An 18,345-nucleotide genomic window follows, 5' to 3' on the forward strand; every position below is an offset into this window, starting at 1 on the left:
ATGGAGGACCTGACCGAGGTCGTGCCGCACCAGCACGGCTACATCCACCAGAAGGACGACTACCTGCGCCGGCTGCGCCGCATCGAGGGCCAGGCGCGAGGACTCCAGCGGATGGTCGAGGAGGAGCAGTACTGCATCGACATCCTCACCCAGATCTCGGCCATGACCAAGGCGCTGCAGTCGGTCGCCCTCGGGCTCCTCGACGAGCACATCGCCCACTGCGTCGTCGACGCGGTCCGCGAGGGGGGACCGGAGGCGGAGATCAAGCTCAAGGAGGCCTCCGACGCGATCGCGCGGCTCGTCCGCTCGTGACACCGGCCTGAGGCACGGGCCCCCCCGGACACGCGAGGGCCCGCCGGGTGAACCGGCGGGCCCTCGCTCCTCCCCCCGGAGGGTCAGCGCGTGGGCGCTGCCGTCTTCAGGCGCGTCTGGACGACGAAGAGCCCTTCTTCGGTTCCCGTGAAGACGACCTTGCCGTCCTTGAACCACGGGTAGTTGCTCCACGAGCCCGCGAACCCGGTGTGGTCGTCGGCCGGGTAGCCGTCGAAGAACCCGGCCTCCCGCATCCGGCCCTGGTCGAGCCGCCAGCCGTCGAAGATCCGCAGGCCGCTCGTGTAGTTCGACTCGTAGGCGAGCCCGTCCTTGATGAAGATGTTGTGGTCGATGGTGTTGAGCCCGCTGCTCGCCGTGCCGGTCAGCTTCGGCGCGTCGAGGTCGGACATGTCGAAGATGTAGGTCGTCGTCCTGTCCACCGTCCCCGCGAGCTCGTCGATCTCGTCACCCATGAGGAAGTACTTGTGGTCCTCGGAGAACCAGCCCTGGTGCGTGTAGGCGGACGTGTCGTAGGGCACCCGCGCCAGCTGCTTGACGTCGGCGGGGTCCGTCGCGTCGAGCACGGTCACGGTGTCCTCGTTGGAGGCGGAGCAGATCTCTCGACCCGTGTAGTCGGCGTCGGGCCCGTGGTAGGTGACGCAGTGGATGTCGTGCGTGTAGCCGTCCCCGCCGTAGCACCCGGCGAAGGCAGGGTTCTTCGGGTCGGAGAGGTCGAAGATGATCGGACCGCCGGCCACGCCCGGACACAGGGTGACGTCGCGACGGGCACCGATGACGTAGGCGGTGTCACTGTCCTCGTTGATCGCGAGGTTGTGCGCCTGCCCGAACCCGCCGACCCAGCTGTCCTCGGTCCACGTCTGCTCCTCGGTGACACCGCGCAGGCGGGTGAGGTCGAAGACCTGCATGCCGTGGCCGGCGTTCTCGCTGACGACGTAGGCGTGGTTGTCGTTGACCTTGATGTCGCGCCACACGCCGCCCGAGCGGACCATCGTGTGGGTCGGCAGCATGCCGAGATAGCGCACGTCGTGGCCGTCCGTCACGTCGAAGAACGCCGTCCCCTCGAAGGTCCCGAGGAGGGCGTACTCCCGCTGGGTCTCGGGGTCGGTCCAGCCCCACACGTCGTTGGCCCACACGGAGCCGATCTCCTTGAGCGGGACATAGGTCATGAGGTCGACCTTGTGGCAGGGGAAGATGCCTGCCATGTCGTCCTCGCACCGGACGTCGGTGATCCGCTCGGCGGGGACGCCGCCCGGGCTGACGTCCTCGATGACGAGGTCGAAGCCGGCCTCCTTCCCGGACCCGTCGTGCTCGGGATGGGCTGTCGCGGTGGTCGTGGCCGTGGCGGCCATCCCGACGGCGAGCAGGGTCGCTGCTGCCGCCGAGAGGATCGATTTCGCAGAGGTGCGCACCGGTTCTCCTGTCGTGTCAACGCGGTCCCGCCGAGCTGGGGGACCTGTGGCGCAAGTCACGCTAATCGGACAAATCGGGTTCGTCGCGTTGAATACGCGTTCGCACCTGAACCCGGTTGGGAATGGATACCCCAGCGGGGTATGTTTGAGAGGTACGGACGCGGAGGACCATCCGCCGCCGTGCACGCACCCTGACCCGAGCCAGAAAGGCACGACCATGAGCCAGACCAGCACCTACACCGTCGTCGGCATGACCTGCGGACACTGCGTGGCCTCCGTCTCGGAAGAGGTCGGTGCGATCCCCGGTGTCGAGGACGTCGACGTCGACCTGGACAGCGGCCGCGTGACCGTGACCAGTGGCGCTCCGGTCGAGGAGTCGCAGGTCAAGGCGGCGGTCGAGGAGGCGGGCTACGCGCTCGCACCCACCGCATGACGGCCGTCACCAGGATCGTCGGCTTCGTCGTCGGCCTGGTCGTCGTCTTTGCGCTCGCTCTCGGGCTCGGCCGCGTGGTCGGGCCCGTGGGGGAGCCCGCGGCTGCGCACGCGGGTTCCGCCGACGCCCATGGCGACGCCGACCGGTCCGCGGCAGCCGCCGACCTGCCCGGCGGTCTCCTGGTCAGCGACGCGGGACACACCCTGAGGCTCTCGTCACCGACGGCGCCCGCCGGGCAGGACGTCCCCGTGACGTTCACCGTGACCGGACCCGACGGCACGGCGGTGAGCGACTACGAGGTCGAGCACGAGAAGGAGCTCCACCTCATCGCGGTCCGCCGCGACCTCACCGGCTACCAGCACGTTCACCCGACCCTCGCGGCCGACGGCACGTGGACCACCGCGCTCGACCTCGAGCCGGGGACGTGGCGCCTGTTCGCTGACTTCACCGCCTCCGGTGCGGACCCCCTGACCCTCGGCACGGACCTCACCGTCCCGGGCACCGCGGCGCTCGCCGCTCCCGTCCCCGAGACACGCACCGTCACCGTCGACGGCTACACCGTGACCGTCACCGGCGACCTCGTCGCTGGACAGGACGCCGCGCTCACCCTCTCGGTGAGCAAGGACGGCAGGCCGGTGACGGACCTCCAGCCCTACCTGGGTGCCTACGGACACCTCGTCGCGCTCCGGGAGGGGGACCTCGCCTACCTCCACGTCCATCCCGACGGTGAGCCCGGCGACGGCCGCACCCAGCCCGGCCCGGACGTCGTCTTCCACACCTCGGTCCCGAGCGCCGGCGCCTACCGGCTCTACCTCGACTTCCAGCACGACGGGGTCGTGCGCACCGCGCCCCTTGCCGTGACGGCCACGGCGAGCGACCACCCGGCGGCGGCGACGCCCCGTTCCAGCAGCACCACGTCAGATCACGGAGATGATCACTGATGACCACCACGCCGACCACGACGCCCGACGGCGGCACGCTCGGCCTGCCCTCCGCGACCGGGGCGATCGAGCTCGAGATCACCGGGATGACCTGCGCCTCGTGCGCCAACCGGATCGAGCGCAAGCTCAACAAGCTCGACGGGGTGACCGCCACCGTCAACTACGCCACCGAGAAGGCCAAGGTCTCCTTCCCCGACACGATCTCGGCCGAAGAGCTCGTCAAGACCGTCGAGGCCGCGGGTTACGGTGCCTCGCTCCCGGCCCCGCCGGTCGCTGCGGAAGGCGCGGACGGCCACGACGGCGACGGAGCGAGCCCAGCGGCATACGACCGGGTTCGTTCTCTCCGTGACCGGCTCGTCCTCTCAGGGGTGCTCACGGTCCCGGTCATCGCCATGGCGATGATCCCCGCCCTGCAGTTCGAGTACTGGCAGTGGGCCTCGCTCACCCTCGCCGCGCCCGTTGTCGTGTGGGGCGCCTGGCCGTTCCACCAGGCCGCCTGGACCAACCTCCGGCACGGCACCACGACGATGGACACGCTCGTGTCGATGGGCGTGCTCGCCGCCTTCGGCTGGTCGCTCTACGCCCTCTTCCTCGGGACGGCCGGCATGCCGGGGATGGTCCACCCGTTCGAGCTGACCATCTCGCGCACCGACGGGGCCGGCAACATCTACCTCGAGGCGGCCGCCGGCGTGACGACGTTCCTCCTCGCAGGTCGCTACTTCGAGGCGCGTTCCAAGCGGCAGGCCGGCGCGGCGCTCCGGGCCCTGCTCGAGCTCGGCGCCAAGGAGGTGTCGGTTCTGCGCGACGTGCCCTCGGGCACCAAGGGCACCGAGGGCACCACCGTCGAGGAGCGGATCCCCACGTCACGGCTCGAGGTCGGCATGCGGTTCGTCGTGCGACCCGGGGAGAAGATCGCGACCGACGGCGTCGTCGAGGACGGCACGTCGGCCGTCGACGCCGCCATGCTCACCGGTGAGTCGGTGCCGGTCGAGGTCGGTCCCGGCTCCACGGTGGCCGGAGCGACGATCAACGCCGGCGGGCGCATCATCGTCCGGGCAACCCGGGTCGGATCCGACACCCAGCTGGCCCAGATGGCGCGTCTGGTCGAGGACGCGCAGAACGGCAAGGCCCAGGTCCAGCGGCTGGCCGACCGGATCTCCGGGTTCTTCGTCCCCGTCGTCATCGCGCTCTCCGCGGCGACGCTCGGCTTCTGGCTCGGGACCGGGGCCGGCGCCACCGCCGCCTTCACCGCCGCGGTCGCGGTCCTCATCATCGCCTGCCCCTGTGCCCTGGGCCTGGCCACGCCGACCGCGCTCATGGTCGGCACCGGCCGGGGAGCCCAGCTCGGCATCCTCATCAAGGGTCCCGAGGTGCTGGAGTCCACCCGCCAGGTCGACACGATCGTCCTCGACAAGACGGGCACGGTCACGACCGGGGCGATGGCGCTGCAGTCGGTCGTCGCCGCGGACGGCGAGGACGAGGTCGAGGTGCTGCGCCGAGCCGGAGCCGTCGAGGACGCCTCCGAGCACCCCATCGCGCGGGCCATCGCGGCCGGTGCCAGGGCCCGGCTCGACGGGCGCGGGTCGCTGCCGGCCGTGACGCGGTTCCAGAGCACCCAGGGCCTCGGCGTGCGCGGAGAGGTCGACGGGACCGAGGTGATCGTCGGCCGTCCCGCCTTCCTCACCGAGCAGAAGCACATGCGGTGCACCGACCTCGACGCGGCCGCCGCCGAGCACGAGCTGCAGGGCTCGACGGTCGTGGCGGTGGGCTGGGGCGGTCGGATGCGCGGCATCCTCGTCGTCGCCGACACCATCAAGCCCACCTCGGCACAGGCGATCCAGGAGCTGCGCGACCTCGGGCTCACGCCGATCCTGCTGACCGGCGACAACGAGCGCGTCGCGCGGACCGTCGCCGCCCAGGTGGGGATCGCCGAGTCCGACGTCATCGCCGACGTCCTGCCGGCCGACAAGGTCGACGTCGTCAAGCGACTCCAGCACTCGGGCAAGACCGTCGCCATGGTCGGCGACGGGGTCAACGATGCGGCAGCCCTGGCCCAGGCCGACCTCGGCCTCGCGATGGGCACGGGGACCGACGTCGCGATCGAGGCGAGCGACCTGACCCTCGTCCGAGGAGACCTGCGCGTCGCGGCCGATGCCATCCGGCTCGCCCGGCGCACGCTCGGGACCATCAAGGGCAACCTCTTCTGGGCGTTCGCCTACAACGTCGCAGCCCTGCCGCTCGCCGCGGCCGGCCTGCTCAACCCGATGCTGGCCGGAGCGGCGATGGCCTTCTCCTCGGTCTTCGTCGTGTCGAACTCACTGCGCCTGCGCGGCTTCAAGGCCACCGCGGCCTGATCCCGCTGACGACGCAACACACCCGCTTGTCGACTGCTCACCCCTGCTGCAGCAGGCGCGACCAGTCGACAAGCGGGTGTGTTGCGCGCTGGAGCGGGCGGGAGGTTGCGGGCGGACGGTCGGGCTGGGAGCCGGCTCAGCGGCTACGGTCTGGGTCGTGCCTCAGGGCAGGTGGTCGACCAACCGGCTGGCCAGGGCGGTGTAGGTCTGCGGGGTCAGCGCCAGGAACCGCTCCTCGACCTCGGCCGGCAGCCCCAGCCCACGCACGAACTCGCGCACCTCATCGCCACCGACCCGGCGCCCCCGCGTCAGCTCCTTGAGCCGTTCATAGGGCGCCTCCATCCCGGGGACGCCCTGCGCCCCGAGTGCCCGCATCGCCGACTGGATCGGCTCGCCGAGGACCTCCCAGTTGGCCTCGAGGTCCGCAGCCATCGCCTCGGGCACCGCGTCCAGTCCGGCGAGCCCGCGGGCGACGTTGTCGAGCGCCAGCAGCGAGTGCCCGAAGGCGGAGCCGATGTTGCGCTGCATCGACGAGTCGGTGAGGTCGCGCTGCAGCCGGCTCTGGACGAGGGTGGAGCCGAGGACGTCGAGGAGGGCGTTGCCGACCTCGAGGTTGGCCTCGGCGTTCTCGAAGCGGATCGGGTTGACCTTGTGCGGCATCGTGCTCGAACCGACCGTCCCCTGGCCGCGGACCTGGGCGAAGTAGCCCATCGAGATGTAGGTCCACACGTCGGTGCAGAGGTTGTGGAGGACGCGGTTGAAGCGAGCCACGTCGGCGTAGAGCTCGGCCTGCCAGTCGTGGCTCTCGATCTGGGTCGTGAGGGGGTTCCACGTGAGGCCGAGCGACTCGACGAACGCCTTGCTGACGGCGGGCCAGTCGACGTCCGGCAGGGCCAGCGCGTGGGCGCCGAACGTCCCGGTCGCGCCGTTGAACTTGCCGAGGTACTCCTGCCGCTCGATCCGCCGCAGCTGACGGCCCAGCCGCCAGGCGAGGACCGCCAGCTCCTTGCCCATCGTCGTCGGTGTGGCGGGCTGGCCGTGGGTGTGGGCGAGGAGGGGCACGTCGCGCAGCTCACGGGCCAGGGTCGACACCTGGTCGACGAGGGCCTGCGCCCTGGGCAGCCACACCTCCGTCACGGCCCCCTTGACCATGAGCGCGTAGGACAGGTTGTTGATGTCCTCGCTCGTGCACCCGAAGTGGATCAGCTCGGCGAGACCTTGGTCCTCCGCGCGGGGCACGACCTCGGCGAGGCGTCGCTTGAGGAAGTACTCGACCGCCTTGACGTCGTGCACCGTGACCTGCTCGATCTCGGCGAGCTCGGCCACCTGCGCGGGCCCGAACGACTCGACGACTCCGCGCAGCGCCGCGACCTCCTCGTCGGTGAGCCGGCGCACCCCGGGGACGATCCCGTGGGCGGTCTGGTGGATGAGCCACTCGACCTCGACGCGGATCCGCTCGCGGTTGAGCGCGGCCTCCGACAGGTGGTCGACGAGGGGGGCGACGGCGGCGCGGTAGCGGCCGTCGAGCGCGCCGAGCGCGATGGCGGGTTGGGCGTCAGCGAGGGAGGCCATGGGCCCATCTTCCCAGAGCGCGTGGCGTGCTTCAGACGCGTCCGTATGCCGCTGGGCTCGCCGGGTGCCCGCGTGCCCTCGCTCGCCTCCCGCCCTCCCCCACCGCAACACACCCGCTTGTCGTGCGGTCCTGCCGGCTGCAGGTGGGGGGACCGGGCGGTAAGCGGGTGTGTTGCCGGGGGGTGGTCAGTCGAGCTCCGGGACGAGGACGGAGAAGACCTCTCCCTCAGGGCCGCTCAGCACAGCGCCCACGCCGTAGGGGCCGTCGAAGGGGCCCTGGAGCAGGGTGCCGCCGAGGTCGAGGGCGTGCGCCACGGTCGTGACGACGCTGTCCGTGGCGAAGTGGGCCACCCAGTGGGCGGGGATCTCGGGCGGCCAGTCGGCCTCGATCTCGGCGAGGCCGAAGGCGGGGTTGCCGTCGCCCGTGTGGGCGGTCGACCAGCGCGGACCGCCGTCCTCCGTCTCGTCGATGAAGCCGTGCGCGAAGATGTTCTCGTAGAAGTCGAGCACGACGTCGTAGTCGCGGGTCAGCAGCTCGTTCCAGGTCAGCGAGCCGGGCTGGTCGAGGGTGCCGCTGCCCGGAAGGTCGCCCGGCTCCCACACCCCGAAGTAGGCGCCGCCGGGGTCGACGGCGACCAGGGTCCGGGCGAGAGCCCCGAGCTGCACGGGTCGCCCGAGCGGCCGCCCGCCGTAGGTGACGATGGCGTGGGCCGCCACGCTGATGTCGCCGACCCGCAGGTAGGTCGTCCACTGGCTCGGCACGGGTGCGGTGGGAGGACGGCGGCTGATCCCGGCGACGGGCTGGTCGGCGCGCAGCGCCATGGTGTAGCCGCCGCTCGCCGCGTCACCGGTGAGCCAGCGCCAGCCGAACAGCTCGTTGTAGAAGTGCTTGGCCCGCTCGACGTCACTGACGAGCAGGTCGACCCAGCAAGGGGCCCCGTAGGGATAGTGCGGAACGGTCAGCGTCAGGTCTCTCATGCGATCAGCGCGGCTCCATCTCCAGCCTTCCCCTGACGTGGTCGAGAATGCCTCTGCAGGCAGCCTCCACCTCAGTGAAGCACCGCCGGAAGTGTTCCTCGTCGCCGTACCAGGGGTCGCTCGTCTCGAGCGTCCCCGCAGCGACGGCGGCGGGGTCGAACTCACGGACCAGCCGGATCCGGTCCCGGTGCTCCGGGATGGGGGCCAGGCGTCGCAGGTGACGCACGTGGCCCTCGTCGGACGCCAGGACGAGGTCGATGTCGTCGAACTGCGCCGGATCGAACTCCCGGGCCCGGTGGTCGGAGCCGTCGTAGCCGTGCGCGGCCAGCACCATGAGCGTCCGAGGGTCCGCGCGCTCGCCGACGTGCCAGTCCCCGGTGCCGCTCGACGACACGGTGACCCGGTCGGCCAGCCCGGCCTCGTCCACGAGACGTCCAAGGATGACGTGGCCCATGGGGGACCTGCAGATGTTGCCGCTGCACACGAAGGTGACGTGGAACGGGCGGAGCGACGGCATGGCCCTATTCAACACCCGTCGCCCGTCGTCGCGGGTGCGCCTGCGTCATGGGCCCGGGGGACTGTCGGACCTCGATGGGACGGTGTGCCCATGACGACGAGCCGAGGTGCGAGGACCCCCAGAGAGCTGCTGGCCACCTTCGTTGCGCAGGTGGCGGCCCGCGACGTGGCCGGGATCGCCGGGTCGTACGCGGCCGACGCCGTCGTCAGCCTCCCGCACGGTCGCGAGGCGACGGGGTCCGCGGCGATCCGGGCGGCCTACGCTGCTGCCCTGGCGGCGGGGGCGCGCCTCGCCGTCGACGCCAGGGCAGACGAGTCGGCGGACGAGTCGATGGTCGGGGCCGTGGTGCAGGCCGTGGTCGACGGGGCACGTGTCATCGAGACGGGCCCGCTTTCTATGGTGTCGTTCACCGGCGTCGACGGCGGCGTCCGGACCTTGCTGGCCTGGCGTGGGGAGTCCGGCTGGGCCTGGGTCCGGGACGGGTCGATGCTGCGCGACGTCGAGGCCGCGCTCGGGACCGGGCTGTCCGACGTGGCGTAGGTTCCTCGTGTGAGCGAGGGGACTGAGGCGCGGCCCGCCGGACCGCGGCGGTCGCACCTGGTCGACCTCTCGCCGCTGCGCCAGAGTCCACCGTTCGCCCGGCTGTGGATCGGCAACACGCTCGCCGGGATCGGCGCCCACGTCACGGCGACCGCGGTGGCCCTGCACATCTACGACCTCACCGCCTCGACCTTCATGGTCTCGCTCGTCGCCTGGTTCGCCCTCGGACCGGTCATCGCGTCGGGGCTCTACGGGGGCGCGGTCGCCGACCGCTTCGACCGTCGGGCCGTCGCCCTGCTGGCCTCCCTGGCGGCCTGGTCCTCGACGGTGGGCCTGGCCCTGATCGCGTGGGCCGGTGTCACGACCGTGTGGGCCTTCTACGTCATCACGACGGTCAACGCGGTTGCTGCGACGATCGCCTCGGCGACGCGGCAGGCGATCACCCCTCGTCTTCTCCCGGTTCACCTGTTGCCGAAGGCCGCAGCGCTGATGGGCATCTCGATGGGCCTCATGGTCACGGTCGGACCCGGTGTCGCGGGGGTGCTCGTGGCCCGGGTCGGCTATGCCTGGACCTACACCGTCGACGTCGTCCTCTTCCTTGCCGGGTTCCTCGGCCTGTGGACGCTGCCGCGGATCAGGCCCGAGCCCGGCGAGGACGGGGCGGAGCCGGCCCGCGGGTTCCGTTCGGTGCTCGAGGGTCTCGACCACCTGCGCCACGCCCCGAACGTCCGGATGAGCTTCGTCGTCGACATCATCGCGATGACGTTCGGCCACCCGATGGTCCTCTTCCCGGCCGTGGGGGCCCTCGTCATCGGCGGTGGCTCGGTGACGGCCGGACTGCTCCTCGCGGCCTTCGCCGCGGGCGGGATCCTCTCGAGCCTCGGCTCGGGACGCGTCACGGGCGCCCGGTGGCAGGGTCGCGCCATCCGAACCGCCATCGTCGTGTTCGGCCTCGCCATCCTCGGCTTCGGGATCGTCCTCGCCGTCGTCATGGTCGGCGGTCACTCCGTGGCGAGCCGCGACTTCGGGGACGTCAACCGGCCCGCGCTCGCTGCGGCCGTCGTGTGCCTCGCGGTGGCCGGCGGGGCCGACAACGTCAGTGCCATCTTCCGTCAGTCGATCCTCCAGGCGGCGGTCCCCGACCGGTTGCGGGGACGCATGCAGGGCATCTTCACCGTGGTCGTGACGGGCGGGCCGCGCCTCGGGCAGATGCTCGCCGGCTCGGTGGCGACGCTCACCGTGACCTGGGTGCCGCCCGTCGTCGGCGGCGCGCTCGTGGTCGCTCTCGTCGTCGTCGCGGTCGCCCGGGTGCCGAGCTTCCGCGACTACGACGCCCTCCACCCGCGGGCCTAGCGCGCCGGGCCGAAGCCTGCGGTCACGTCGCGCCGGGACCGAGCCCAGCGGCATACGGCTCAGGCGTCGGGGTATCCCTCGGGGTTCTGGCTCTGCCAGCGCCACGTGTCGGCGCACATGTCGTCGATGTCGCGCTCGGCCCGCCAGCCCAGCTCGCGCTGGGCCAGGCTCGGGTCGGCGTACGTCGCCGGAAGGTCCCCGGTGCGCCGGTCGACGATCTCGTAGGGCAGCTCGCGGCCGGCGGCCCGCTCGAAGGCGTGGACGACCTCGAGGACGCTGGTGCCGACGCCGGTGCCGAGGTTCCACGTCGAGACGGGGGCGTCCGTGCGACCGAGCCGGTCGAGCGCGGCGAGGTGCCCGGACGCCAGGTCCTCGACGTGGATGTAGTCGCGCAGTGCGGTCCCGTCCGGGGTCGGGTAGTCGCCCCCGAAGACCTGCAGCTTGTCCCGGCGACCCACCGCCACCTGCGCGACGAAGGGCATGAGGTTGTTGGGGATGCCCTGGGGGTCCTCGCCGATGGTGCCCGACGCGTGTGCCCCCACGGGGTTGAAGTAGCGCAGCAGCGCGACCCGCCAGCTCGGGTCGGCCTGCGCGACGTCACGCAGCACCTGCTCGATCATCACCTTCGTCCAGCCGTAGGGGTTCGACGCCCCCGTCGGCATGTCCTCGGTGAAGGGTGGCTCGCTGACTCCGTAGACGGTCGCCGAGGAGCTGAAGACGAGCTTGCGCACGTTGTGGCGGCGCATGGCCCGAACGAGCGAGAAGGTGGTGCCGAGGTTGTTCTCGTAGTACTCGAGTGGCTTCTCGACGCTCTCCCCGACGGCCTTGAGCCCGGCGAAGTGGATGACCGCGTCGATCGGCTCCGCGGCGAAGAGGTGCTCGGTCTTGTCGTGGTCGACGAGGTCGAACGCGTGGACCGGCAGGTGCGTGCCGGTCAGGGCCTCCAGCCGGGCCACGACGCTCGGCTTGCTGTTGGCGAAGTTGTCGACGATGAGGACCTCGTGCCCGGCGGCGACGAGCTGGACGACTGTGTGGCTGCCGATATAGCCGGCGCCGCCGGAGACGAGTACACGCATGGGACGAGCCTAGCGACGCGGCGTGGGTCCCCCGATGCCGTATGCCGCTGAGCCGGCGCCCCGGGGCTCGTGGCCTCCCAGCCCTCCCGCCCCCTCACGACGCAACACACCCGTCTACTGGCAACACACCCGGGTCTGATGCGGGTGTGTTGCCCGGTAGAGGGTGTGTTGCGGTGTCAGCGGGTCAGGCGGGGGCGGGGACGGAGGTGAAGCGCAGGTACGGCTTGACCTCCTCGACGTCCACGAACCGGGCGCGGGCGTCCTCGGTGGAGAGCGTCGGGGCGACGATGACGCGGTCGCCGACCTGCCAGTCGGCCGGGGTCGAGAACGGCCCGGCGTCGGTGACCTGCAGGCCGTCGAGCGCGCGGAGGATCTCGTCGAAGTTGCGGCCGACCGACTTGGGGTAGGTCAGCGAGAGTCGCACCCTGTTGCTGCCGTCGACGAGGAAGACGGAGCGGACCGTCGAGGTGTCGCCCTCACCCGGGTGGATCATGCCGTAGGCCTCGGAGACCGAGCGGTCCTCGTCGGCGACGATCGGGTAGTCGACCGCGTGGCCGCTGACCTGCTCGATGTCCGGCTTCCACTGCTGGTGCTGGTCGACCGGGTCGACGGAGACGGCGATGACCTTGGTGTTGCGGCGGGCCCACTCGTCCTTGAGGGCAGCGACCCGGCCGAGCTCGGTCGTGCACACCGGCGTGAAGTCCGCCGGGTGGCTGAAGAGGACGGCCCACCCGTCACCCTTCCACTCGTGGAAGGAGAGGGTGCCCTCGGTGGTGTCGGCGGTGAAGTCCGGGGCGGTGTCACCCAGGCGGAGCGAGGTCATGACGGGTCCTTTCGGGGCGATACAGCGCGTTGGACAGCACTGAACCATAACCTTGACTTATGGGACGAGAGCCGTCCGATCCGCGGACGCCGGATGGCCGTCAGGCCGTGGCCCAGGCGACGACGAGCAGGGCGACCGGCATGATGACCACCGACGCCGCGAAGAGGTACATCACCGTGGCCGCCACCGGCCCCGGCAGCCCCGCCACCGGGCCTGGCTGGAGCAGCTCGAGGCGAAGCCGAGCGGCGGACGGCGACTCGCTCATCGCCAGCACGCCCTCCGGCTTGACCGCGCCGGTGGCCATCCCGACGATGGCACGCGCCGTCGAGAGGACACCGGTGGCGCGGACCGCGGCGCGGTCGGCGAGGACCTCGATGAGGAGCGTCACCTCACGCAGCGCGGCATCGCACCGGAACCAGCGGGGCATCGCCTCGTGGATGACCGTGAAGAACTCGAGGATGAGGTCGTGGCGGGCGCGCAGGTGGGCCCGCTCGTGCGCGAGGACGGCGTCGAGCTGGTCCTCTGGCAGCGAGTCCAGGGTGCCCTGGGTGAGCACGACGCGGCGGCGCATCCCGGGCACGCAGTAGGCGGTCGGTGTCGGGTGCTCGATGACGCGCATGTGCGCCCCGTGGGCGGGGGCACCACCCGGGTGAGCGGCCGGGACCGCCAGGAGGTCGACGAGCTGCCGGTGCCTGCGGCGGTGGGCTCGCAGTCGGGTGCCCACCCGGTGTCCCGAGACGATGAGGCGCCCCGCGATGAGGCCGGTCACGGTGACAGCGACGGCGATCTGGGCGGCGTTCTCGGCCAGCTCGTAGGTCGGGCCGATGACGTAGGGCAGGGCGGCCGGGGCCGCGAAGAGGGCCGCCAGCACGGCCGCCACGGAGGTCGACTGCCACACGACCAGCGCCGCTCTCGGGGCACGCCGGAACGTCGTCATGCCGGCCATGAGACGCGGCACCGGCCACGCGAGGGCGATCGTGAGGGTGAGCAGGGCCGCGATGACCATGGGCGACTCGAGGGCTAGCCGGTTTTGCGCTTGCCCTCGCGCTGCTCGAGGTCAGCCAGAGCCGCCCGGAGCTCGTCGAGCTCCTCGGGACTCGACTGGTCGAGGAAGCGGAGCAGCGCGCTGCGACGGTCGGACCCGGCGAGCTCGCCCAGGGTGTGGTGGAGCGCCTCGGACGTCAGGTCGTCGCGGGACGATGCGGGCAGGTAGCGCCACGCTCGGCCGTCACGCTCTCGCGTGACGAGCTTCTTCTTGGCCATGCGGTCGAGGACCGTCATCAGCGTGGTGTAGGCGAGGCCACGCTCGACGCCGATGGCGTCGTGGACGTCGCGCACGGTGAGACCCGCGGGGGCCGCCTCAGTGGCTGCCCAGAGGTGCTCCATGACGGCACGCTCGAGCTCTCCGAGTCGGGTGCGTGGATTGCTGGCCATGATGCTTCCAATCTACCTGTGCGGATGGGTGACAGTGAAAACGCGGTCCACGAGGTGGAGCCCCTCAGGCCGGTGTGTGACCAAGACGACAGCCGGCCGGCCGTCGTCCGGGCTCGCCTCAGGGGTGTCGGTCGGGTAGGTGAGGTCGCCGCGATCGTCGGTGTCGCGCCGGGGGGCGAGCAGGTCGGTCAGGACGCTGCGCGCAGTCGGTGGGTCGAGGTGGGCGACCGGCTCGTCGAGCGCGATCACCGGCCGGCCACTGAGGTGGGCCCGGGCGATGGCGAGCCGCGCTCGCTCACCGCCGGAGAGGCCACGGCCGCCCGCCCCGAGGACGGTGTCGAGACCGTCGGGAAGGCTCGGGGCGAGCCGGCCGAGGCCGGCCTGGCCCAGGGCCCGGAGCATGTTCTCGTCAGTCGCGCCGGGGCGGGCGAGCGTGAGGTTGTTGCGCAGCGTGGTGCCGAAGACGTGTGGTTCGTCGTCGACGACCGCGATCCGCGCGCGGGCCTGTTCCAAGGGCTCGGCGAGCGCGTCGCGCGGCCCGTCGGCCGTCTGGACGAGGTAGCGCCCGGAGCGCGGGTCGAGGTGGCGGGCCAGGACCGCGAGCAAGGTGGACTTGCCGCTGCCGTTGGGTCCGAGGACGGCGACGGACTCGCCCGGCGCCAGCCGCAGGTCGAACGGCCCGACGGAGGGAGCCGCCTCGACCGGGGCGGGCGAGTCTGCCGATGCGGTTGGGGCCCAGGTGGCGGTGACCCCCTCGAGGAGCAGGCCGCCGAACTCGGAGTCCGGCACCGTGCTGGGCGACGCGGGATCGTGCACCGCGGGATCCTGGGCGAGCAGGGTCGCCGTCCGCGCTGCGGCGGCACGGGCCTGGGCGCGGGCGCGCATCGCGTCCGCGAGGGGGGCGAGGGCGTCGGCGAGGGCGACGGGCGTGAGGACGAGCAGTGCCTTGAGCGGGTCGGACAGGTCGAGGCCGGTCGCGATCGCAGCGGTGGCGATGGTGGCGGCCGCGACGACGAGGAGGAACCCGCCGGCGGCGAGCGCGCGCCCCCGCACCGCCGTCCGGGTCGCCCGAGCCACGTCCGCGTGCGCCTCGTCGAGCCAGCGCGTCGCCGTCCCCCACGCTCCGATCGCGCGCAGCTCGTCGGCCTGCGACGTCACGAGCTCGCTGACCCGACCGACGTCGGCGCGGGCGGCGACGAGCGCTCCCAGCGTGCGCGCCTCGATCCGGTGAGCGACGACACTGACCAGCGCGACCGCGGCGCAGACGAGGGCGACGACGAGGCCGACGGCCGGCGCGATGACCGTCGTGAAGCCGATCGCGATGGCACCTGCGACGGCGCTCGAGACGACGGGCACGGAGACCCGCACCTGTGCCTCGACCTCGTCCGTGATGTCGTGGACGACGGCGGTCAGCACGTCCGCGCGCCGGCGTCGGCCGAGTCGGGCGGGGGTCAGCGGGATCAGGGCCTCGTATGCCGCTGACCTCCGGGCGGCGAGCGTCGCCAGGGACGCGTCGTGGCTGACGAGTCGCTCGAAGTAGCGGAAGACCGGCCGCACGATGCCGAAGGTGCGCACGGCGACGATCGCCGTCATCAGGGTCAGCATGATGGGCTGCTCGGCAGCCCGGGCGATGAGCCATCCCGAGGTCGCCGTGAGGGCGATCCCGGAGGCGGTGGCGAGGCCTCCGAGCAGGCCGGCGAGGGCGATCCGGCCGGGCTGGCCGGGCTGGCCGGGGGCCGAGCCGGGGAGGGCACGCTGTGGCTTCGTCAGCGCGTCCGCCCCGACCCGGACACTCGGCGACCGGGTCGTCGGCGGCGTCATGTCGCCACCTCCGGTCGTGCGGTCAGGGAGAGCTCACGGGGGCCAGGGGTCGCCGGCGCGGGGAGGGGCTCCGGCAGGGGGAGCAGGTGGAGGTGCTCGTCGGCGAGGGCGACGAGCTCGGGCCGGTGCGTGACGGCGAGGACGATCCGCTGCTCGGCGAGGTGGGCGATGAGCGCGTTGACGGCCTCGGCCACCTCGGGGTCGAGGTGTGCCGTCGGCTCGTCGAGGAGGAGCAGCGGCTCGGGTGCGAGCCACGCCCGGGCGAGCGCGAGGCGTTGCCGCTGACCAGCGGAGAGGCCGAAGCCGTCGTCGCCGAGGGGCGTCGACAGGCCCTCGGGCAGGCCGGCCACGACCCCGTCGAGCCCGACGGTCCGCAGCGCCTCCCAGAGGTCGTCGTCGGACCGCGCTCCGGGTCCCTGGGACGACGCCGCCTCACGGCCCAGCGTGAGGTTGGCGCGGATCGAGCCCGCGGCGAGGAAGGGTCGCTGCGTGACGTAGTGGGACGGCGGTGCGGACAGCGACCCTGCCGTCGGCGCCTTGAGCCCGGCGACGAGGTCGAGCAGGGTCGTCTTGCCGACCCCCGAGGGGCCGGTGATGACGTAGAGGCCCGACCCGGCCACGAGGTCGAGGTCACGGATGACGGGAGCCAGCCCAGCGGCATACGCGTAGCTGACGTCCCTCAGGTCGACCCGGGAGAAGGGGCCGACCGCGCCCGACCGCGGGAGCCTCTCGGTCTCCAGGACCTGCAGGATGTCCTCGAGGGCGGCGGCTCCGTCCGCGGCGGCGTGGAACTCCTGGCCGACGCGGCGGATCGGCCAGTACGCCTCGGGTGCCAGCAGGATGGCGACCAGAGCCGGCGCGAGCTCCATCGTTCCGTAGGAGAGGCGCAGGCCCACCGTCACGGCGACGATCGCGACACTGATCGTCGCGAGGAGCTCGAGGGCGGCCGAGCTGAGGAACGCGATCCGCAGCGTCTCCATCGTCGCCCGACGGTGGCGTTCGCTGACGTCTCGGACCACCTCGACCTGCGGACGGGCCCGGCCGTAGTTGACCAGGGTCGGCAGTCCTCGCACGACGTCGAGGAAGTGCCCGGACAGCGCGGCCAGGGCCGCCCACCGCCGCTCGGTCGAGTCAGCCGTCGCGCGTCCGATGAGGGCGGCGAAGAGCGGGAGGAGCGGCACCGTCAGCACGACGATCAGGGCACTGGGCCAGTCGACGACGGCCAGGGTCGCGATGGCGAGAACCGGAACGACGGCCGCGGTGACGAGCGTCGGCAGGTAGCGGGCGGCATACGGCTCGACGGCTCCCGCCCCCGCGGTGGCGAGGGAGAGCGCCGTGGAGCGGCCGGGGCCCGAGCCGCTCGGGCTGTCGGTGTGGGATCCCCACGTGCGGACCAGCGCGGTCCGCAAGGCCGTCGACACGCTGACGCCCGCCCAGGCCGCCACGACCTCGGTCGCCCAGGCGAGAGCCGCCCGGACGACGAAGAGGACCGCGAGCCACACGGCGGGCGGGGCGACCGGCCGGTCAGCCACGACCGCCACGACGACGCCCGTGAGGGCGAACGCCGTGGCGATCGTGCTGACTCCGGTCGCGATCCCGATGGCCGCCAGAGCGGTCACCGGCCTCCGCGCCGCCGGGACGACGCGAAGGAGGCGCGGGTCGAACGGCCTCATCCAGGCATCACCCGATCCTCTGCAGGGGCTGGTCCGGCCGGTCGGGCTGCACGTCGTCGGGGATGTGGGCGACGGTGAGGCGCTTGCGGAAGATCCAGTAGGTCCACGCCTGGTAGACGAGCACGAGTGGGGTGAAGATGAGCGCGACGACGGTCATCACCTTGAGCGTGTACTCGGAGCTCGAGGCGTTGTCGACGGTGAGGCTCCACGCGGGGTTCGTCGAGGACGGCATGACGTTGGGGAAGAGCATGAGGAAGTAGGTCGCCACGGCCATGGCGATCGTCACCGCTGTGCCGAGGAAGGCCAGGCCCTCACGTCCGGCGCGGTTGGCCTGAAGGGCGCCGAGGAGCGCCACAGCGGCCACGATCGTCGTCAGCCACGAGGCCGCCTTGCCGTCGCTGATCCCGAGCAGGAGCAGCAGGACGACGGCGAGCAGGACGGTGACGAGCCCCATCCGCTCAGCGATGCGCCGGGAGTCAGAGCGGATGGGGCCGTCAGTCTTGAGCGCCACGAAGATCGCCCCGTGCGTGACGAAGAGCGCGACGAAGGTCAGCCCGCCGAGGATGGGGACCAGTCCGAGCAGCGTGAAGAGGTTGCCGGTGAACTCCATGTCGGCGTCGATCGGCACGCCCCGGACGATGTTGGTCAGCGCGACGCCCCAGAGGAAGGCGGGGACGAGCGAGCCCCAGAAGATGGCCAGGTCCCAGCGCGACTTCCACTCGGCGCCGCCGCGCTTGTGGCGGTACTCGAAGCCGAGGTTGCGCAGGATGAGGGCGACGAGGATGAGCAGGAGCGGGAGGTAGAAGCCGCTGAACAACGTGGCGTACCAGTGCGGGAACGCCGCGAACGTCGCGCCGCCCGCGGTGAGCACCCAGACCTCGTTGCCGTCCCAGACGGGGCCGATGGTGTTGAGCAGGACGCGGCGGCGCTTCTCGGCGTCGACCGCGGCCGCCCCGACGGCGCCCTTCTTGCGGCCGAGGACGGGCAGGAGGATGCCCACGCCGAAGTCGAAGCCCTCGAGGACGAAGTAGCCGGTCCAGAGGACGCCGAGGACGATGAACCAGAAGGTGGCGAGATCCATGGTGGAC

17 protein-coding genes are annotated in these 18,345 nt (G+C 71.9%); 6 read left to right on the forward strand and 11 right to left on the reverse strand.

Annotation, left to right across the window (positions count from 1 at the left end; all coding sequences use genetic code 11):
• Positions 1-312, forward strand: a complete 312-nt coding sequence (locus tag ABWV20_RS09370; RefSeq protein ID WP_353354787.1) for a metal-sensitive transcriptional regulator — start codon at positions 1-3, stop codon at positions 310-312.
• Positions 313-395: 83 nt separating this feature from the next.
• Here ABWV20_RS09370 and ABWV20_RS09375 read toward each other — a convergent pair whose 3' ends face one another.
• Positions 396-1,742 (reverse strand): choice-of-anchor B family protein, encoded by a 1,347-nt coding sequence (locus tag ABWV20_RS09375; RefSeq protein ID WP_353354788.1) that lies wholly within the window; start codon positions 1,740-1,742, stop codon positions 396-398.
• A 217-nt stretch (positions 1,743-1,959) separates the two neighbouring features.
• Between ABWV20_RS09375 and ABWV20_RS09380 the strand changes: the two genes are divergently transcribed.
• Genes ABWV20_RS09380 through ABWV20_RS09390 form a run of 3 tightly spaced genes read left to right on the forward strand, consistent with a single transcriptional unit; the run spans position 1,960 to position 5,470 of the window.
• Positions 1,960-2,175: a heavy-metal-associated domain-containing protein gene (locus tag ABWV20_RS09380; protein WP_353354790.1), complete on the forward strand. Its 216-nt coding sequence runs from the start codon at positions 1,960-1,962 to the stop codon at positions 2,173-2,175.
• Positions 2,172-3,116 (forward strand): DUF8832 domain-containing protein, encoded by a 945-nt coding sequence (locus tag ABWV20_RS09385; protein WP_353354791.1) that lies wholly within the window; start codon positions 2,172-2,174, stop codon positions 3,114-3,116. The genes ABWV20_RS09380 and ABWV20_RS09385 overlap by 4 nt, the downstream gene beginning before the upstream one ends.
• Positions 3,116-5,470, forward strand: a complete 2,355-nt coding sequence (locus ABWV20_RS09390) for a heavy metal translocating P-type ATPase (protein WP_353354792.1) — start codon at positions 3,116-3,118, stop codon at positions 5,468-5,470. Before ABWV20_RS09385 ends, ABWV20_RS09390 begins: the two co-directional genes overlap by 1 nt.
• 162 nt (positions 5,471-5,632) lie before the next feature.
• On the opposite strand, the gene purB is transcribed toward ABWV20_RS09390, so the two are convergent.
• The 3 genes from purB to ABWV20_RS09405 all read right to left on the reverse strand — a co-directional run bounded on the left by purB (position 5,633) and on the right by ABWV20_RS09405 (position 8,537).
• The gene (gene purB, locus ABWV20_RS09395; RefSeq protein ID WP_353354793.1) at positions 5,633-7,042 is read right to left on the reverse strand and encodes an adenylosuccinate lyase; all 1,410 of its coding nucleotides are present in this window, start codon (positions 7,040-7,042) and stop codon (positions 5,633-5,635) included.
• A gap of 186 nt (positions 7,043-7,228) precedes the next feature.
• Positions 7,229-8,020, reverse strand: coding sequence for a VOC family protein (locus tag ABWV20_RS09400; RefSeq protein WP_353354794.1), 792 nt, complete (start codon positions 8,018-8,020; stop codon positions 7,229-7,231).
• A gap of 4 nt (positions 8,021-8,024) precedes the next feature.
• Positions 8,025-8,537, reverse strand: a complete 513-nt coding sequence (locus ABWV20_RS09405) for a low molecular weight protein-tyrosine-phosphatase (RefSeq protein ID WP_353354796.1) — start codon at positions 8,535-8,537, stop codon at positions 8,025-8,027.
• 90 nt (positions 8,538-8,627) lie between these two features.
• On the opposite strand from ABWV20_RS09405, the gene ABWV20_RS09410 reads away from it, so the two are divergent.
• Positions 8,628-9,077, forward strand: coding sequence for a hypothetical protein (locus tag ABWV20_RS09410; RefSeq protein WP_353354797.1), 450 nt, complete (start codon positions 8,628-8,630; stop codon positions 9,075-9,077).
• Positions 9,078-9,086: 9 nt separating this feature from the next.
• Positions 9,087-10,430, forward strand: a complete 1,344-nt coding sequence (locus tag ABWV20_RS09415) for an MFS transporter (RefSeq protein WP_353354798.1) — start codon at positions 9,087-9,089, stop codon at positions 10,428-10,430.
• Positions 10,431-10,489: 59 nt separating this feature from the next.
• Here the strand turns inward: ABWV20_RS09415 and galE are convergent, their stop codons facing one another.
• The 7 genes from galE to cydB all read right to left on the reverse strand — a co-directional run bounded on the left by galE (position 10,490) and on the right by cydB (position 18,338).
• Complete coding sequence (gene galE, locus ABWV20_RS09420; RefSeq protein ID WP_353354799.1) at positions 10,490-11,506, reverse strand: UDP-glucose 4-epimerase GalE; 1,017 nt, start codon at positions 11,504-11,506, stop codon at positions 10,490-10,492.
• Positions 11,507-11,690: 184 nt separating this feature from the next.
• Positions 11,691-12,329, reverse strand: a complete 639-nt coding sequence (locus ABWV20_RS09425) for a peroxiredoxin (protein ID WP_353354801.1) — start codon at positions 12,327-12,329, stop codon at positions 11,691-11,693.
• A 100-nt stretch (positions 12,330-12,429) separates the two neighbouring features.
• Positions 12,430-13,335 carry a M56 family metallopeptidase gene (locus ABWV20_RS09430; RefSeq protein ID WP_353354803.1) on the reverse strand — a complete coding sequence of 302 codons (906 nt, stop codon included), beginning with the start codon at positions 13,333-13,335 and terminating at the stop codon, positions 12,430-12,432.
• Positions 13,336-13,349: 14 nt separating this feature from the next.
• A complete protein-coding gene (locus ABWV20_RS09435) occupies positions 13,350-13,763 on the reverse strand; it encodes a BlaI/MecI/CopY family transcriptional regulator (RefSeq protein ID WP_353354805.1) in 414 nt (137 codons plus the stop codon).
• 12 nt (positions 13,764-13,775) lie between these two features.
• Positions 13,776-15,584: a thiol reductant ABC exporter subunit CydC gene (cydC, locus tag ABWV20_RS09440; RefSeq protein ID WP_353354807.1), complete on the reverse strand. Its 1,809-nt coding sequence runs from the start codon at positions 15,582-15,584 to the stop codon at positions 13,776-13,778.
• Positions 15,581-17,257, reverse strand: a complete 1,677-nt coding sequence (gene cydD / locus ABWV20_RS09445; protein ID WP_353354808.1) for a thiol reductant ABC exporter subunit CydD — start codon at positions 17,255-17,257, stop codon at positions 15,581-15,583. The genes cydC and cydD overlap by 4 nt, the downstream gene beginning before the upstream one ends.
• Positions 17,258-17,264: 7 nt before the next feature.
• Positions 17,265-18,338: a cytochrome d ubiquinol oxidase subunit II gene (gene cydB, locus ABWV20_RS09450; protein WP_353354810.1), complete on the reverse strand. Its 1,074-nt coding sequence runs from the start codon at positions 18,336-18,338 to the stop codon at positions 17,265-17,267.
• Positions 18,339-18,345 lie beyond the last annotated feature (7 nt).

This window comes from Intrasporangium sp. DVR (assembly GCF_040365325.1).
Taxonomy (GTDB): Bacteria; Actinomycetota; Actinomycetes; order Actinomycetales; family Dermatophilaceae; genus Intrasporangium.

Coding starts and splice junctions, on each gene's coding strand:
- ABWV20_RS09370 (WP_353354787.1), top strand. CDS start 1: ATGGAGGACCTGACCGAGGTCGTGCCGCACCAGCACGGCTACATCCAC.
- ABWV20_RS09380 (WP_353354790.1), top strand. CDS start 1,960: ATGAGCCAGACCAGCACCTACACCGTCGTCGGCATGACCTGCGGACAC.
- ABWV20_RS09385 (WP_353354791.1), top strand. CDS start 2,172: ATGACGGCCGTCACCAGGATCGTCGGCTTCGTCGTCGGCCTGGTCGTC.
- ABWV20_RS09390 (WP_353354792.1), top strand. CDS start 3,116: ATGACCACCACGCCGACCACGACGCCCGACGGCGGCACGCTCGGCCTG.
- purB (WP_353354793.1), bottom strand. CDS start 7,042: ATGGCCTCCCTCGCTGACGCCCAACCCGCCATCGCGCTCGGCGCGCTC.
- ABWV20_RS09400 (WP_353354794.1), bottom strand. CDS start 8,020: ATGAGAGACCTGACGCTGACCGTTCCGCACTATCCCTACGGGGCCCCT.
- ABWV20_RS09405 (WP_353354796.1), bottom strand. CDS start 8,537: ATGCCGTCGCTCCGCCCGTTCCACGTCACCTTCGTGTGCAGCGGCAAC.
- ABWV20_RS09410 (WP_353354797.1), top strand. CDS start 8,628: ATGACGACGAGCCGAGGTGCGAGGACCCCCAGAGAGCTGCTGGCCACC.
- galE (WP_353354799.1), bottom strand. CDS start 11,506: ATGCGTGTACTCGTCTCCGGCGGCGCCGGCTATATCGGCAGCCACACA.
- ABWV20_RS09425 (WP_353354801.1), bottom strand. CDS start 12,329: ATGACCTCGCTCCGCCTGGGTGACACCGCCCCGGACTTCACCGCCGAC.
- ABWV20_RS09430 (WP_353354803.1), bottom strand. CDS start 13,335: ATGGTCATCGCGGCCCTGCTCACCCTCACGATCGCCCTCGCGTGGCCG.
- ABWV20_RS09435 (WP_353354805.1), bottom strand. CDS start 13,763: ATGGCCAGCAATCCACGCACCCGACTCGGAGAGCTCGAGCGTGCCGTC.
- cydC (WP_353354807.1), bottom strand. CDS start 15,584: ATGACGCCGCCGACGACCCGGTCGCCGAGTGTCCGGGTCGGGGCGGAC.
- cydD (WP_353354808.1), bottom strand. CDS start 17,257: ATGAGGCCGTTCGACCCGCGCCTCCTTCGCGTCGTCCCGGCGGCGCGG.
- cydB (WP_353354810.1), bottom strand. CDS start 18,338: ATGGATCTCGCCACCTTCTGGTTCATCGTCCTCGGCGTCCTCTGGACC.